This is a genomic window from Natronococcus sp. A-GB7, from assembly GCF_029688865.1.
Classification (GTDB): domain Archaea; phylum Halobacteriota; class Halobacteria; order Halobacteriales; family Natrialbaceae; genus Natronococcus.
In genome coordinates this window covers 39,254-54,270 of the sequence record NZ_JARUKV010000007.1, presented here as the reverse complement: position 1 = coordinate 54,270, position 15,017 = coordinate 39,254, and the positions used below count along the sequence as shown (strand labels likewise).

At 66.4% G+C, this 15,017-nt stretch carries 16 protein-coding genes; 8 read left to right on the top strand and 8 right to left on the bottom strand.

Annotation, left to right across the window (positions count from 1 at the left end; genetic code table 11):
- Window positions 1-25 precede the first annotated feature (25 nt).
- Window positions 26-190: a hypothetical protein gene (locus tag QA609_RS08005; RefSeq protein ID WP_278302070.1), complete on the top strand. Its 165-nt coding sequence runs from the start codon at window positions 26-28 to the stop codon at window positions 188-190.
- Here the strand turns inward: QA609_RS08005 and QA609_RS08000 are convergent.
- Window positions 184-948 (bottom strand): PHP-associated domain-containing protein, encoded by a 765-nt coding sequence (locus QA609_RS08000; RefSeq protein WP_278302069.1) that lies wholly within the window; start codon window positions 946-948, stop codon window positions 184-186. The two genes, QA609_RS08005 and QA609_RS08000, sit on opposite strands and share 7 nt — an antisense overlap.
- A gap of 236 nt (window positions 949-1,184) precedes the next feature.
- Here QA609_RS08000 and QA609_RS07995 point away from each other — a divergent pair, with 236 nt between their 5' ends.
- A complete protein-coding gene (locus QA609_RS07995) occupies window positions 1,185-2,558 on the top strand; it encodes a TIGR00341 family protein (protein WP_278302068.1) in 1,374 nt (457 codons plus the stop codon).
- A 208-nt stretch (window positions 2,559-2,766) separates the two neighbouring features.
- On the opposite strand, the gene QA609_RS07990 is transcribed toward QA609_RS07995, so the two are convergent.
- Both QA609_RS07990 and QA609_RS07985 read right to left on the bottom strand, forming a co-directional pair.
- Window positions 2,767-3,204 (bottom strand): transcription elongation factor Spt5, encoded by a 438-nt coding sequence (locus QA609_RS07990; RefSeq protein WP_005560082.1) that lies wholly within the window; start codon window positions 3,202-3,204, stop codon window positions 2,767-2,769.
- Entirely contained in the window at window positions 3,204-3,389 is a 186-nt protein-coding gene (locus QA609_RS07985) for a protein translocase SEC61 complex subunit gamma (protein WP_278302067.1), read from the bottom strand. Before QA609_RS07985 ends, QA609_RS07990 begins: the two co-directional genes overlap by 1 nt.
- A 145-nt stretch (window positions 3,390-3,534) precedes the next feature.
- Between QA609_RS07985 and QA609_RS07980 the strand changes: the two genes are divergently transcribed.
- Window positions 3,535-3,732 (top strand): hypothetical protein, encoded by a 198-nt coding sequence (locus QA609_RS07980; RefSeq protein WP_005560086.1) that lies wholly within the window; start codon window positions 3,535-3,537, stop codon window positions 3,730-3,732.
- 271 nt (window positions 3,733-4,003) lie between these two features.
- Here QA609_RS07980 and QA609_RS07975 read toward each other — a convergent pair whose 3' ends face one another.
- Complete coding sequence (locus QA609_RS07975; RefSeq protein WP_278302066.1) at window positions 4,004-5,116, bottom strand: trypsin-like peptidase domain-containing protein; 1,113 nt, start codon at window positions 5,114-5,116, stop codon at window positions 4,004-4,006.
- Window positions 5,117-5,251: 135 nt separating this feature from the next.
- On the opposite strand from QA609_RS07975, the gene QA609_RS07970 reads away from it, so the two are divergent.
- Window positions 5,252-7,138 (top strand): glycoside hydrolase family 15 protein, encoded by a 1,887-nt coding sequence (locus QA609_RS07970; protein ID WP_278302065.1) that lies wholly within the window; start codon window positions 5,252-5,254, stop codon window positions 7,136-7,138.
- Between the two features lie 339 nt (window positions 7,139-7,477).
- Here QA609_RS07970 and QA609_RS07965 read toward each other — a convergent pair whose 3' ends face one another.
- A complete protein-coding gene (locus QA609_RS07965; protein ID WP_278302064.1) occupies window positions 7,478-7,783 on the bottom strand; it encodes a hypothetical protein in 306 nt (101 codons plus the stop codon).
- A gap of 155 nt (window positions 7,784-7,938) precedes the next feature.
- Between QA609_RS07965 and QA609_RS07960 the strand changes: the two genes are divergently transcribed.
- Window positions 7,939-9,096: an MFS transporter gene (locus QA609_RS07960; protein ID WP_278302063.1), complete on the top strand. Its 1,158-nt coding sequence runs from the start codon at window positions 7,939-7,941 to the stop codon at window positions 9,094-9,096.
- A 5-nt stretch (window positions 9,097-9,101) separates the two neighbouring features.
- Here the strand turns inward: QA609_RS07960 and QA609_RS07955 are convergent, their stop codons facing one another.
- Window positions 9,102-9,998 (bottom strand): glycosyltransferase, encoded by an 897-nt coding sequence (locus tag QA609_RS07955; RefSeq protein WP_278302062.1) that lies wholly within the window; start codon window positions 9,996-9,998, stop codon window positions 9,102-9,104.
- Between the two features lie 72 nt (window positions 9,999-10,070).
- Here QA609_RS07955 and QA609_RS07950 point away from each other — a divergent pair, with 72 nt between their 5' ends.
- Window positions 10,071-10,988: a glycosyltransferase gene (locus QA609_RS07950; protein ID WP_278302061.1), complete on the top strand. Its 918-nt coding sequence runs from the start codon at window positions 10,071-10,073 to the stop codon at window positions 10,986-10,988.
- Window positions 10,989-11,008: 20 nt separating this feature from the next.
- On the opposite strand, the gene QA609_RS07945 is transcribed toward QA609_RS07950, so the two are convergent.
- Together QA609_RS07945 and QA609_RS07940 are read right to left on the bottom strand one after the other, a co-directional pair.
- Window positions 11,009-11,725 carry a hypothetical protein gene (locus QA609_RS07945; protein WP_278302060.1) on the bottom strand — a complete coding sequence of 239 codons (717 nt, stop codon included), beginning with the start codon at window positions 11,723-11,725 and terminating at the stop codon, window positions 11,009-11,011.
- Window positions 11,726-11,779: 54 nt separating this feature from the next.
- Window positions 11,780-12,709, bottom strand: coding sequence for a hypothetical protein (locus tag QA609_RS07940; RefSeq protein ID WP_278302059.1), 930 nt, complete (start codon window positions 12,707-12,709; stop codon window positions 11,780-11,782).
- Between the two features lie 59 nt (window positions 12,710-12,768).
- Here QA609_RS07940 and QA609_RS07935 point away from each other — a divergent pair, with 59 nt between their 5' ends.
- Both QA609_RS07935 and aglF read left to right on the top strand, forming a co-directional pair.
- Window positions 12,769-13,761 carry a hypothetical protein gene (locus tag QA609_RS07935; protein WP_278302058.1) on the top strand — a complete coding sequence of 331 codons (993 nt, stop codon included), beginning with the start codon at window positions 12,769-12,771 and terminating at the stop codon, window positions 13,759-13,761.
- Between the two features lie 112 nt (window positions 13,762-13,873).
- A complete protein-coding gene (gene aglF / locus QA609_RS07930) occupies window positions 13,874-14,605 on the top strand; it encodes a UTP--glucose-1-phosphate uridylyltransferase AglF (protein ID WP_278302057.1) in 732 nt (243 codons plus the stop codon).
- The last annotated feature ends 412 nt before the right edge of the window (window positions 14,606-15,017 follow it).

Sequence of the window (15,017 nt, the reverse complement as noted above, 5' to 3'; positions counted from 1 at the left end):
CGGATCGGTGACGAACCCGACACCGATGGCAAACGATACCACACAGCTCGATCGAGCCGGAAAGCAGGCCGCCTACATCACCGACGAGTGGACGACCGATCCGGCGATCATGCAGACGCAGGCGCTTTGCTACGTAGGCCTGCAGCTCGAGCGCATCGCGGAGGCCCTCGAGGAAGAGTCGGATCAGTAGAGCGCGACGTCGTCGAACCGACCGTCGTAGGCGATGTGGCCGGGATGGGTCGGCTCGATTCCCGAGAGGAAGAGTCGGTCGGCCTTCTTCCAGGTGTTCTCGTAACAGAGGTGGGCGAGCTCGCGGGCCGACGTCTGCAGCCGCCTGGGACCGTTATCGTAGACGACCCGCCGCGCGACGCGGTTCTCGAGGGCATCGACGAGGTCGGCCTCGGAGTCGATCGTCGCGTCGAAGGCGGTGTAGGCGACGCCGACCGAACTCGGCAGGTGGGCGTACGAGGAGGTAAACGGCGGATAGGAGAGCATGTCACACAGCTCGCGGGCGCGGCGGTTGTGCGACGGGAGGTGTTTCGGGTTGAAGATCTCGACCGCGTCGATCGTCTTCGCGTACGTTCGCAGTTCGGGCTCGCCCAGGCTCACGGTCGCGAACTCCGGATGGGGAGCTAACACCGCGGCGCCCTGGCGGTCGAACTCCGCCATCGCCACCTCGAGGGGAATGAAGTCCGGAACGGGCTCCTCGAGACCGATCGCGAGGACGTGTTTGCGGTCCCGCCAGGAGCCCGTAAAGACCTCTCTGGCCGGGACGACGAGCAGGTCGTCGCTCGAGTAGGCCGCCGCGCGCTCGCGGATCTCCGGCAGGCGGGTAAAGTGCGGTGCGTAGACGATTGCGTCGAGGCCGGCACGCGTCGCGCGCTCGACGACGGCGTCGTTGAGCACCTTCACGTGACAGTCGACCCGAACTTCCTCTCCATCGCTCACGAGTACGTGAGCCCTTTTGCGAGCGTCGGGTTATGCATTCTGATTCGGCACGCACGCCGGTAGCGAACGAATACTATTGGCAGAGTAATACGTCACAGCCAACGACTCGTTGTCCGGTCGTAACTTGCCTCGAGAGATTATCTTTGCGGACCTGGTGTCGATCAACAGTCACCGGTCGATGACTCTCCCGACTCCCGTCGGAAATCCGTATCGTTCTGGCCGCCGTCCGACGGGACGTGCGTTACGTAGAGGTCATGATCCCGCCCGGCCGCCAGGCCACGGTTCTCGAGATCCTGGAAGACGAAGACCTCGACTACGTCGTCACCGACGAAACGAGCGGCCGAGGGTACGTCGCGGTCGTTCGGTTTCCACTCCCGAGCGACGCCGTCGAGCGGGTGCTCGATCGACTGACTGACGCCGGAATCAGCGAGGACGCAAGCATCGTCGTCATCGACGCCCGGACGGTACTCTCCGAGGACGTCGCTCGACTCAAAACACGGTCCGGCCACGGCGCGGCCACCGGCGGTCGCATCTCGAGACAGGAGCTCGAGACCCGAGCCTCGGAACTGACGCCGTCGTTTCTGGTCTACGCCACGATGACGTTCATCAGTGCGATCGTGGCGACCTCCGGGCTGTTACTCGACTCGCCCGCAGTCGTCGTCGGCTCGATGGTGATCGCGCCGCTGATCGGCCCGGCGTTGGCCGCAAGCATCGGAGTCGTCGTTGCTGACGCCAACCTCCGGCGGACCGGTCTCGCCTACCAGTTCGGCGGACTCGGAATCGCGATCGTCGGCGCGGTGCTGCTCGCAGGACTGGTCAGAATCGCCGGGATCGAGCCGGCCGGGGTCGACGTCGTCGCCATCGCGGAGCTCGAGGAGCGTGTCGCGCCGAACCTGCTCGCGCTCGTGGTCGCACTCGGTGCCGGCGTCGCGGGGATTCTGAGTCTCACGCGTGAACTCTCCGAGGCTATCGTCGGCGTGATGATCGCCGCGGCGCTGATCCCGCCGGCCGCAGCGGTCGGGATCGCCATCGCCTGGCAGCTCCTCGGTGCGGCCGTCGGCGCGTTGATCCTCACGCTGGTCAACGCCCTGTCGATCAACCTCGCGGCGCTGGTTACCCTCTGGAGCGGTGGCTACCGACCCGCGGGGTTGTTCTCGCTTACGGCCGCCCGTCGCCAGACGATCGTGTTCGTGACCGTCCTCGGGGCCGTCATGCTGCTGTTGGTGGTCCCGCTCGTGAGTGCGACGGTCGTCGAATTTCGCGCCGCGGAGCTCGAGTCGGACGCCGAAGCCAGCGTCGAGGACGTCCTCGCTGCCCCAGCGTACGAGACCGTTGGCGTCCAGACGGTAACGGTCGAACTCGGTGACGACTACCCAATACGGTCGATCGATGCGATCGTCGTCACGGTTACCGGGCCCGAGCGGGATCTCGATCCGCCACTGTCGGACCGACTCGTCGCGGCGATCGAACCGCACGTGGACGAACCGGTCGACGTCCGCATTCAGCAGGTTACGACGCACAGTGAGACACTCCCCAACGACGGCGATCCGGGGAACGCGTCGTCGGGTGCCTCGCTTCGCGTCGAGACCCCAGCTTGCAAAATAGAGTGAAGTACCTCGGGGACAAGTGGTTCGAGACGCCTTCGGCGTCTCGTCATCACGAAAATCGAATATTTTCGAGCGACCCCGAGGCACTCTCGCTGTATCTCTGTAGAAAACGTCCTCAGTGCTCATGTCGTTCGCACCGAGCGAACCGACTCGCTACCGCTCCTCGGAGACGCCTACGGACACGATGTGCCCGTTCGTACTGACTGACGAACTACCGTTCGTCACTGTCGAGCACGCGGATCTGGTCGCCCCGCACCGTCACTGGGATCGGAACCGTCGCCTCGTACAGTTCGACCGTCACCTGATCCTTGCCCTCGTCGATGCGCTGGACCTGGGCCTTCTCGCCCTTGAACGGGCCGGCGATGAGCTCGACGATGTCGCCCTCGGCGATCCCCTCGACGTCCGGCTTCGGCGAGAGGAAGTGCTCGACCTCCGAGATGTCGGATCGCCCGGGGACCATACTTCGCGCGTGAGGGATGTCCTCGAGCACCCGCGTGATCACGGCGTCGTCGTCGGCCTCGACCATCACGTAGGAGGTCAGCGAGTCTGGCGCGAGCGCGGCGTGGATCTCGGGCTCCTCGCGGTTGATGATCATGTCGGCGACGGTGCGCTCCTGGCTGGCCGTCGTCTTGACCGCGTAGATGCCCATTAGAAGGCACCACCGGCGTCGCCGGTCAACAGCAGCATGATTCCGCCGATGATGAAGCCGAGGAATCCGACGAGCAGGATCCCGGCCCCGGCGATCTTCGATACTTGGAGGAACTCCTCGGTAGTGGGTGTCGTCGCCATCTTCAACACCCGAACGTACGAGGTGAGGTCGTACGGAACGTCCATATCTATCCGTTCACAGTGCGGGCTCTTTTATCTGTCTTTCGTGTCAGCTGTCCTGTTCTTGAAACGAAACGAGAGATACGCCTGTGCCGACGTTGCAGTCGACGGCCCGAGGATCAAACCGATCGCTCACGAAGTCGGATCCGGTATGGCCGAAGACGACACCGACCGCGCCGACGAGTACGAGGCGGAACGAGAGGCAGAGGTCGAAGAGGAACTCGAGCGCGTCGACCGCGATCCAGACGAGGTCGACGACGGCGACGACGACCTCGGTACACAGAACGCCCCCCGATCCGACGAGCAGCCCGACGATCTCGAGGAAGCGGAAGGCGAGACCGACTCCTGACGCTCGAGTACCCGACCGTACGGGCACTCGAGCCGTCCGTCGGCTACTGCACCGCCGGCAGCACCTCCTCCTCGTAGAACTCGACGGACTCGGCCTGGTTCGAGCCGACGTTGTGGACCGCGACGTGGTCGAACCCGGCATCGACGTACTCCTGGATCCCCTCGATGTGTTCTTCGGGATCCGAGCCACAGACGACGACCTCCGCGACGTCCTCCTTCGTGACCGCCTCGGTCGCCCCTGCGTGCGCCTGTCCGGGCTCGTCCCGCGACGATCACGGAAGGTCGACGTCGGGTCGTGGCTCGAGGGTCAACTCGACCGTTTCCCGTTCGCCCGCCCGGACGACCTCGATCTCGACGGCGTCACCGGGCGAGGTCTCGAGCGCGAGCACGGAGGACAGCCGCTCCTGGTTGGGTATCTCCTCGCCGTCGATCGCGATGATCACGTCGCCGCCGACCGGGACCGGATCGCCGTCGACGGATTCGACCCCGTCGGCCGGCTCGAGGACGCCCTCCGCGGGTGCGTCCGAGGAGACGTCGGCGACGAGGACGCCACGGGACTCCTCGAGATCGTTCGCCTCGGCCAGCAGCGGGCCGACGGGAACGACGCTGACGCCCAGGTAGGCGTGTTCGTACTCCCCGTCCTCGGCGAGGGCGGGGACGACCCGATTCGCGAGCGCCGCCGAGATCGCGAAGCCGATCGTCTGGCCCGCGCCGGCGAAGACGACGCCGAGGGCGTCGCCCTCGAGGTCGACGAGCGGACCGCCGCTGTTTCCGGGGTTGACCGGGGCGTCGGTCTGGATCGCTGCAGGGATCGAAAACCCGGTCGGACTCGGTAGCGAGCGGTCGATCCCGCTGACCAGCCCCTGGGAGATCGAGGCGTCGAGCCCCAGCGGGTTGCCCAGGGCGAGTACCTCCTGGCCGACAGTGGGCTCCGCCTCCGCGAACGACAGCGTCGAGGCAGCCTCGGGGATGTCGTCGACCTCGAGGACGGCTAGATCGCTGTGAACGTCCGAGCCGAGGACCGACGCCGAGCGCCACTGCTCGTCGCGAAACTGGAGTTCGACCTCGCTCGCGTCGCCCGCGACGTGATCGTTCGTCACGACGTAGTCGCCGTCGACGACGAACCCCGAGCCCAGCCCCGCGGGGATCTCGTCGCCGAAGACGTTGACGAGCACGACGGCGTCGATCGTCGCGTCGTAGATCTCGGTGTACCGTTCGTCGACCTGCGCCCGCGTCGTGCGCTCGAGGCGTCCGGAGCGCCGACGGCCGCGGCCGTCGGCCGCACCACTCCCGGTACCGACGGCGACGGCGCCGACGGCGGCGCCGAGCAGCCGCCTGCGCGTGATTGCTGAACTCACGGGGTGTGCCACCTCGAGTAGGGTCATAAAACGCTCACCCTCGTTTACACCCCCCGCGACAGCGAACACCCGGCGCTTGCTGGCGCACCCTTTTGCTGGCTATCGCTCGTATCCCCTTCCGTATCCGCTTGCAGAACGGACCACGAGGTCCGCTGACTCATCATGGACCATCTCCCACTTCGCGACTACGGCGTCATCGGCAACGACGACCGTTGTGCGCTCGTCAGTCGCTGCGGCTCGATCGACTGGTGTTGCTTCCCGCACCTCGAGGACGCGAGCGTCTTCGCTCGAATCCTCGATCTCGACCGGGGCGGTCACTTCGCTGCCCACCCGGAGGCGAACTACGAATCCCATCACCGGTACGTCGACCGGACGAACGTCCTCGAGACGGTGTTCGAAACCGACGACGGCCAGGCGACCGTCACCGACTTCATGCCGATCGAGGACGACGACACGGAAGACGAGGAGTTCCAGCAGGCCATCTACCGCCGACTCGAGTGCGACCGCGGCGAGGTCGAGTTCGCCGTCGAGTTCGAGCCCCGGTTCGACTACGCCCGGGTCGACCCGATCCTCGAGCGGACCGACGACGGCGTGGCGGCGCGAAGCGACGACGAGCAGCTTCATCTGGTCGCGGACGATCGGCTCGAGCCCGAACTCGAACTGGCCGAGTCGGAGCCGGCCACGACCGGGACGGTTTCGCTCGAAGAGGGCGAGACGTGCTGGCTCGGCGTCCAGTACGGCGGGGCCGAACCGCTCGCCTCACTCGATCCGGAGACGGTCCTCGACGAAACGAAGCGCTACTGGCGGTCGTGGCTCAGCGCTCGCGAGGAGACGCCCGACTCGATGCCCGAGCGGTGGTACGAGATGGTGATCCGATCGGAGCTCGTCCTCAAGCTCCTGATCCACCACGAGACGGGGGCGATCCCCGCCGCGGCGACGACCTCGATCCCCGAGAAGATCGGGTCGGATCGCACCTGGGACTACCGGTACAACTGGATCCGGGACGCGAAGTTCACCGTCCAGGCTCTCCACGACACCGGCCACCGCCAGGAGGCCCGCGACTACTTCGACTGGTTCGTCGACGTCATGCAGAACGATCCCGCGGAGATCCAGCCGCTGTACGGGCTCCACGGCGAGACCGACGTCGAGGAGGAGATCCTCGAACACCTCTCGGGGTATCGGGATACCCGCCCCGTCAGAATCGGCAACGGCGCGGCTCCCCAGCGCCAGCTCGACGCCTACGGGACGATCGTCCAGGCGGTCTACGAGACGATTCAGTACGACGACGAGATCTCGTTGACCGACGAGCAGTGGGACGCGATCTGCGACCTCGTCGACTACGTCTGCGCTCACTGGTCCGAGCGCGACCCCGGTATCTGGGAGTTTCGCGAGGAACACCGCCACTTCCTGCACTCGAAGCTGCTGTGCTGGGTCGCGCTCGACCGCGGGATCTCGATCGCCGAGCAAAACGGGTTCGAGGCACCCCTCCAGCGCTGGCGCGAGGAGCGCGAGGCGCTGCGTGAGGCGATCGAGCAACGCGGGTACAGCGAGGAGGCCGGCAGCTTCGTTCAGCACTTCGACAGCGACGAGGCGATCGACGCCACCGCCCTGCTGCTCCCGATCTACGAGTTCCTGCCGCCCGAGGACGAACGGATCCAGAACACGATCGACACCGTCCTCGAGGAGCTGACGACCGACGACGGGCTCGTCGTTCGCTTCGTCGGCAGCGACGTCCGCGAGGACGAGGAGGAGGGGTTCGTGCTCTGTTCGTTCTGGCTGATCGACGCCCTGGTCCTCTCGAACCGCCTCGAGCTCGCCGAGGAGTACTTCGAGTCGCTGATCGAGCACGCCAGCCCGCTCGGGCTTTACTCCGAGAAGCTCGACCCCGACAGCGGCCAGCTGCTGGGGAACTTCCCACAGGCGTTCAGCCACCTCGGACTGCTCAACAGCGCCTCCTACCTCACGCGGGCGCTCGAGGCCGACGGCGAGGTCTCGCCGGAGGACTTCGACCCCGACGGGATCGAGACGCTGTTCCGGTCGGGGTCGTAGCTGGAACGTGAACCGCCTCGGCTCAAGCCCCGAGGCGGTTCACTGGCTGCTGGCGTGCTCGAGGAGTTGGTCGTCGAGCCCGGCGAACGCGTCCGCGGCTACCCGTACAAGTTTGTACGCTCACCGACGACGCCCGTGACCTGTTCGACCGAAACAACCTGTTTCCGAGAGAGGCGTGGCAGCGACAGTACGATCGCGTACGGGAAACGACCGAGATTCGAGAGATAGAGGCGATGCCGCGTCCGGGCGACGACTGATCGTTCGTTTCACCGACAGCGAACCCCGGGCGAACGGCCGTTTTGCGGGCAACCCAAACACAGATCGTACCGATGAACGCCGTTATCTGCCGTCACGCACCCGATCGCTCGTTCTGACCTGGATCTCGAGCTTGTTCGTCCCCCTGATCCAGTCGACGTACCCCTGCAGGCGGTCGGCCGACCGCAGGGCCTCGATCGTGTCGTACGCCTCGCGGAGCTCCTCGTTCGTGAACAGAGCGTGGATCTGTTTGTGACAGGGGCGACAGAGCATCACCGTCGGGCTCGTGGCTCGCTCCTCGGGGCGGAGGTGGTGTTCCTGGACGACCTGGGGGTCGTCGATCCGCTCGTCGGGGACGACTCGTCGACAGAGCGCACACGTCGTCGGCATCGACCTGGATAGGGGTTCGTCGAGCAAAACGTCTCGGGTCGCCCCCTCCGGGTTCCGCTCGAGCGGTTTCGGTGGGTCTCTCGAGTGTCCACCACCCCGAACCGATCTCGCGCCGACTTCGGAACGCTTGAGATGACCCGTTAGAAACATCGACCGTGACACGCGCCAGACTGTTCGCCTCTCTCTGCGGACTCGTCTTTCTGGTAAATCTCGCCAGGATCGTCTTCGCGCCGCTTCTGGACGTCTTTATCGCCGAGTTCGGAATCGGCGAGGCGACCGCCGGCCTCATCGTGACCCTCGCCTGGGTCGGCAGCGCCTCGCCCCGGCTCCCGACCGGGTGGATCCTCACGAAGGTACCCCGCCACCACGTCGTCCTCGTGTCGGGGCTCGTCCTCGCGGGCTCCTCGGCGCTTACTGCGACCGCGACGACGGTCGAACACCTCATGATCGGAGCCTTCCTCATGGGGATCGCCTCCGGGATCTACTTCGTCTCGGCGAACCCGCTGTTGAGCGAGCTGTATCCGACACGCATCGGTCGGATCCTCGGCATCCACGGCGCTGCCAGCCAGGTCGCAGCGGTGATCGCCGCGCCGTTCGTCGCGCTCACGCTGCTGGTCGACTGGCGGCTCTCGCTGTGGGCGATCGCGGTTGGCGCGGCGGCGATCACGGTCTACACGTGGTTCGCGGCGAGAAACGCCGAGCTGCCGACCGCAGGGGACGCCGACCGCGACTTCGTCGCCGGCGCGCTCTCGGAGTGGAAGCTGATCGTCACCGCGCTGGCGATCGTCGGTGCGGCCTCGTTCGTCTGGCAGGGGCTGTTCAACTTCTACGAGCTGTACATGCAGTCGAAGGGGCTCTCGGACTGGGCGGCAGGGATGATGCTGACGATCATCTTCGCCGCCGGCGTCCCCGCCTTCTTCTTCGGCGGCGACCTGGCCGACAGGTTTCCCCACGTCCCGTACCTGCTGGGGATCGTCGGCGCGTTCTCCGCGAGCGTCCTCGTGCTGACGCAAGTAGAGGGGCTGATCGGACTGATCGTCCTCTCGACGGTGGTCGGCTTCATCATTCACGCCCTCTTTCCCGCGATCGACACCTACCTCCTCGATACGCTACCGGACTCGACGCGGGGAAGCGCCTACGCGGTGTTCAGCTCCACGTGGATGCTGATGCAGGCGCTGGGCTCGTCGGCCGTCGGCTCGCTCGTCGAAAGCGGGTACGCCTACGACACCGTGTTCGCGAGCGCCGCGGTCGTACTCGGTGCGACGGTCGTCGTCCTCGTGCTCGTCGAGCGTACGGGCCGGCTGCCGGGGTAGGTCCGCTACTCCGCGAGCGAGGGAATCGATCCGGTCGGCTTCCCCCCTCGCTTCCCGGCGAGGTACTCGCGGTAGTAGCCGACACCGCGAACGCCCGTCAGCGCGGTCTCGAGCGCGCCGAAAAGGAGGCGATCTCGCCGCTCGAGATCCGGGTCCGGCTGTTTGACGCCGGAAGGACGGGGCGGGATCCCGGGCGTCCCGTACCGATTCGGATGGTGGCGCTGGAGCTGACAGAGCCCCCGGCCGACGCGGAGGTCTTTCCGGACGAGCGCGCCGAGCGAGCCCCGGACGGGATGGTGCATGGTGACGTCGGCGGCGAAGTGCAGGTCGTACCCCGCCCGGTCGACCCGATTGCCGAACTCCTTGTCGCCCCCGGAGGTCAGTCGGTGATCGAAGAGGCCGACGTCGGCGAAGACCTCGCGACGGACGAACAGACAGCACGTCGGCGCGAAGCGCTGGCCCTCGAGGTAGTGGCCGACCGGGAAGCCGGAGTGGTGGTCGTAGCGGGCCGCGAGCGAGGGGTCACCGGGAACCTCGAGTTCGACGGCACAGCCCATGTAGTCGGCCTCCGCGACACGGAAGGCGTCGAGGGCGTCCTCGAGCCACCCCTCGGGAACGGTCATATCGGCGTCGACGAACGCGAGGACGTCGCCGTCGCTGTGTCGCACGCCGGCGTTGCGGGCGGCGTAGGAGGACTGGATCCCGTCCTCGCACAGGACGGTGCCCTCGAGTCGATCCGCGACGTAGCGCTCGGCGCGGTCGTACGTGCCGTCGGTCGAGCCGTTGTCGACGGCGACGAACTCCCAGTCGATCTCGGTCGAGAGGTCCGCGAGCGAGTCGACCGTCTCGCGGAGTCCCGGGAAGTCGTTGTAGACGGGCGTGATGATCGAGACGGTCGTCATCGAGTTCGTTTAGCAGTATACGGATCCGATCAAAAGGGCTTTGATTTCTGGGGCGAGAGGAAGGGCAACTGAATGCCTGCGGTCAGCATCGTCATCCCGACGTACAACCGCGCGTCGGTCGTCGGTCGGGCGATCGACAGCGCGCTTGCACAGACCTGCGACGACCTCGAGGTGATCGTCGTCGACGACGGCTCGACCGACGGGACCGACGCGGTCCTCGGCTCGTACGACGACGATCGGCTGGTGGTCCTCGAGACCGGGACGAACGGCGGGGCGAACGCCGCCCGGAACCGCGGGATCGAACGGGCGACCGGCGAGTTCGTCTCCTTTCTGGACTCCGACGACGAGCTGGCGCCGACCCACCTCGAGCGCGTCCTCGAGAGCTTTCGGGAGGGTCCCGAGCAGGTTCGCGGCGTCTACACCTCCTACCGGAAGCGCCGTGACGGCGCGGTCTACGACGTGATTCGGGCGCAGAAGCGGGTGACCCTCGAGGACCTCGGGCGGGGCAACCCCGTCGGGAGCTTCTCGGCGACGACCTTTCGCGCGTCGGCGTTCGACGACGTCGGTCCCCTCGACGAGGAGCTGCCGGCCGTCCAGGACTACGAGTTCTACCTCCGTCTGCTGGCGGCCGACGAGGGCGCCGAGATCAAGGGCGTCCCCGAGGTACTCCTGGACCGCCACACCGACGGCGAGCGGATCGGAACCGATCCCGACCGGAAGCTCGAGGGCTACCGGCGGGTGCTCGAGCGACACGGAGAACACGTCGGCCGGCGTCGACGCGCCGAGTTTGCGGCCAACGTCGCGATCATCTACGCCGAGAACGGGCGACGGGAGCCGGCAGCCGCCTACCTCAGGCACGCACTGGCGATCGATCCCGGAAACGCGCGCTATACCCTCTACTACTGGGCGGCCAGCGTCGGCTGTGGGGCGTTGCTGATCCTCCTCGAGGCGAAGAGCCGGCTCGCGCTGTGTGCGAATCGGCTCGGCTAACGGGACGACCGCTCGTCCGGCTACGGCGGCGAGCGCTCGCCCGGAAAGAGCAGTTTGCGGTGACGGACCGTGATCAGTACGGGCACCGCCTCGAGGTCGAGCAGCTTCGCGATCGCCAGCCGGTGGCGGCCGTTCTCGTGCCACCGGAGTTCGCCGTCCCGTCCAGCGTAGACGATGATCTCGTTCAGCGGGTGGCCGCCGAGTTCGCGCTGAGTCGTATACCCCTCCGTCGCGATCGTCTCGTAGAGGTCGTCGAAGCGCTCGAGCTTGTGCAACAGCTTCCGCTCGCTCCAGTCGGAGTCGGGCGAGCGACGGTGACGGTCGACGAACTCGGTCTCCGTCCAGGGGACGCCCTCGAGAAAGCGCTCCTCGAAGAGGCGGTACTCCGAGAGTTCGGTGAACGGAACCGTCGGTCGGTCCCACTCGCCCCCACGGACGGCGCCGATTCCGTCTCGCCCCTGGCTCGGGACGTTCGGGCGTTCGAAGTGGGAGTCGGCGCTCTCGTCGGGAACCAGCTCGCCGACGACGTACTCGATCTCGGCGGGGTCGACCCACGTCAGCTCCAGCGGATCGGCGTCGACGTGACGGTCCCGAAGCTCGAGCTCGCGGGTCCGGACCGCGCCGTACGCCGCGGAGCCCTCGAGACGCCACCGGAGGTGGGCGACCGTCTCGTCGGCGACCGCGCGAGCGCCGTCTCGTCGCCAGGTTTCTTTCACTCGCTCGAGGAGATAGGACACGTCCGAGGGGTTCCGGACAGCGGTAGTTAACCGTGCTGGCTCGGCCCGCGTCGGCTACCGCTGTGGGACTGGAACGTCGTCGTCGTCCTCGGAGCCGTCGGCCCCCGACGCCTCGTGTTCCGCGTCCGCCGTCAGTTCGGGCTGCGACTGTCGCCAGCGCTCGGGGACGACGTCCCGGAGATCTGGGTGGTCGAGGTGGGACTCGGCTCGCTCGCTCAGTTCGGCGCGACTCGAGGCCGCGCGAATTTCGTTTCTGACCGCCTGCCAGTCGGCGTGTCTGACCCGCACGGTCACCGGAATCTCCTCGAGATCGAGCAGCTTCGCGATCGCCAGCCGATGGAAGCCGGCGCCCTTCTTGACCAGTTCGCCGTCCCGATAGACGTTGACGCCGATCTCCTGGACCACCGGATGGACCGCGTCGGTGTTCTCCTCGCGGGGGTCGGCGTCGTCGTCGGCCAGCAGCGCCCGCTGGGAGCGGTACCCCTCCTCGGCCATCGACTCGTAGAGGTCGTCGATCCGTTCGAAGTAGGCCTCGAGCTCCGCCTCCGTCGTACACCGCCAGTACGGATCGCCGTCCTCGAGTCGGTCGCGGTACTCGGCGTAGAGTTCGGTCTCCGCCCAGTCGTCGCCCTCGAGGAACCGGGCCTCGAGCGACCGGTAGACGGCCGTCTCCTCGAACCGTCCCTCGGGGTCGTCCCAGTCGCTGTCGATGACGTGGCCGAGCCGCCAGGGATCGTCGCTGCCGTGGTAGTACTCGATCTCGTCGGGATCGACCCGGATCGGCCGAGTCGGGTTCGCGTCGCTCACGTGGGGAAGGAGCCGACTCCGGACGGCGAACGCCAGGGCGACCGCGCTCGCGGGGAGCCACTGGACGAGTTCCCGCCGCCAGACGGTCGTCGTCCAGACGAACCGTACCGATCGCCACAGCAGAGATAGAACGCCGTCTTCGCGGAGTATTCGTCGAGATCTGTGGACGAGATTCACTCTACCGATTCCCTCACGTATTAGTAACTCTGCCCCCACGTTAAATCACTGGATCCAACGTGAACGCCGTCGTTGCAGAGGGGTTCGTAACGGGCTCGATCGTGTTCGACGCACTCGACCGATCCGGGGTCGCCGCCACGCTCGACGAACCCGACGCCGGGTATCAGCTTCTCGTTCTTGCGGCCCTGACCTCGTCGTGGCGGAAGCTGCTCGTGTTCTACCAGCTCTCGGGAGTTACTGGGGCTCTCGGCCGAACCCGCGGATACCTGCACGAGAACGCGTTGGGCTACTGGTGGGCGATCCGTCACCGGAGCGCAGCCGGCGAACCGACGTCGTCGGATCTCCCGACGGTCGTCGAGATCGATCCGGCCGATCTTCGCTACCAGTCGCGGTTCGGGAAAGCCCAGTTTCCGACGAAGGACGGCGATACGACACGCTCGCCGGTACACGCCGAACCGATCGTCGGGGTCGTCGGCGGCCGCTGGGACCGGTTTCGAACCGAGTGGATCGAGACCCGGATTCACCGCTCGCTCGAGGCCCGGTTCCGAGACGGCGAATCTTGGGAGGCGACCGCCAAGTACCGGTACGCGGCCTGCAAGATCGAGAACGGGCTCGAGGACTGGCGGTCGTCGACGCCCGAGGAGCTCGAGCGGCGGTGTGCCGACCTCGACGCCCTCTACGAGTCGATGGCCGGGGAGGGGCACGTTCCCCAGGACGAACTCCTCGAGCGCGCGGACGACGGGATGGAGACCGGCGGCGCCGCGATGAAGTCGATCCTGGGAGGCGAGTTCCCCCACGAGATGCGCGTCGGGATCGGCCGGGACGGTGAGATCATCCGATTCAGCGCGGGCAAACACCGGCTATCGATCGCCAGGCTGCTCGGTCTCGAGGCGGTGCCCGTCGTCGTCGTCCGCCACGAACGGTGGGCGACGGTCCGCGAGCGCTTCGCGGCGGCGGACTCCCTCGAGGAGCTTCCGGCGGAGTACCGGGAGTTCGCGGACCACCCCGATCTCCGCGCGGTCACGGATGATCTCTCGCGCGTGTCGGAGTAGTACACGGATCGGACCCGGCTCGAGTACCCAGGGGTTCGCCGCTGCCGACTATCTTTCCGAGCCGCGTCACACGTACACAAACTATTTGGTAATTCGAGGAGACTGTTCGAACATGCAAGCAGTCGTGCTGGCCGCCGGTGAGGGAACTCGCCTCCGGCCGCTCACCGAAGACAAACCCAAGGCCCTCGTCGAGGTCGACGGAAAGCCGCTCGTCGAGGACGTCTTCGACAACCTGCTCGGGATCGGCGTCACCGAACTCGTCGTCGTCGTCGGCTACCAGAAAGAGCAGCTCATCGAGCGCTACGGCGACGCCTACGAGGGCGTCCCGATCACCTACGCCCACCAGCGCGAACAGCTCGGGCTCGCTCACGCGATACTCCAGGCCGAGCCCCACGTCGACGACGACTTCGTGCTCATGCTCGGCGACAACGTCTTCCGGGGGAACCTCGGAGACGTGATCAAACGCCAGCACGAGGAGCGCGCGGACGCGGCCTTTCTCGTCGAGGAGGTTCCCTACGAGGAGGCCTCCCGATACGGCGTGCTCGACACCAACGAGTACGGCGAGATCGTCGAGGTCGTCGAGAAACCCGACGAGCCGCCATCGAACCTCGTGATGACCGGCTTCTACACGTTCACGCCCGCGATCTTCCACGCCTGCCACCTCGTCCAGCCCTCCGACCGCGGGGAGTACGAACTGCCCGATGCGATCGATCTCCTCATCCAGTCGGGACGGACGATCGACGCGATCCGAATGGACGGCTGGCGGATCGACGTCGGCTACCCCGAAGACCGGGAGGAAGCCGAACGGCGCGTGCGAGAAGCCGAGGCACCGATCCTGGAGTAGCTGTCGACTGGTTCTCGAGCGGGTCCTCGAGGGAGCGACGACTCTCCCTCGTAGACCGGACGGATCTTCAGGGTTCGGACGGCGGTTCGAACGCGATCGGGGTTGGTTTGGGGACGGACACCCCCACACCGGATTTCAGATGAAATCGGTCGGAGGCGGGGAGGGGGTGGGGTGGCGATGGCTCCGGCTCGAGCTCGCTCGAGAAGCTCTACGGAGAGCAGAGAGCGCTATACACGACCTACGTATCTCTACAGGAGTCTCGACTGGAACGGCCTCTGACTGCTATTATATATTTTACTCTAGTGGTAATCTAGTAGTAGTAGTGTAGTGGGACAATCCCGAACCAACCGTTCTGTATTGGGTTTCCGCAATCGAACGACGACCCTTCTCCGTTGTTTATATATCGCCAATC

Coding starts and splice junctions, on each gene's coding strand:
- QA609_RS08005 (WP_278302070.1), top strand. CDS start 26: ATGGCAAACGATACCACACAGCTCGATCGAGCCGGAAAGCAGGCCGCC.
- QA609_RS07990 (WP_005560082.1), bottom strand. CDS start 3,204: ATGGGCATCTACGCGGTCAAGACGACGGCCAGCCAGGAGCGCACCGTC.
- QA609_RS07985 (WP_278302067.1), bottom strand. CDS start 3,389: ATGGACGTTCCGTACGACCTCACCTCGTACGTTCGGGTGTTGAAGATG.
- QA609_RS07980 (WP_005560086.1), top strand. CDS start 3,535: ATGGCCGAAGACGACACCGACCGCGCCGACGAGTACGAGGCGGAACGA.
- QA609_RS07975 (WP_278302066.1), bottom strand. CDS start 5,116: ATGACCCTACTCGAGGTGGCACACCCCGTGAGTTCAGCAATCACGCGC.
- QA609_RS07970 (WP_278302065.1), top strand. CDS start 5,252: ATGGACCATCTCCCACTTCGCGACTACGGCGTCATCGGCAACGACGAC.
- QA609_RS07965 (WP_278302064.1), bottom strand. CDS start 7,783: ATGCCGACGACGTGTGCGCTCTGTCGACGAGTCGTCCCCGACGAGCGG.
- QA609_RS07955 (WP_278302062.1), bottom strand. CDS start 9,998: ATGACGACCGTCTCGATCATCACGCCCGTCTACAACGACTTCCCGGGA.
- QA609_RS07950 (WP_278302061.1), top strand. CDS start 10,071: ATGCCTGCGGTCAGCATCGTCATCCCGACGTACAACCGCGCGTCGGTC.
- aglF (WP_278302057.1), top strand. CDS start 13,874: ATGCAAGCAGTCGTGCTGGCCGCCGGTGAGGGAACTCGCCTCCGGCCG.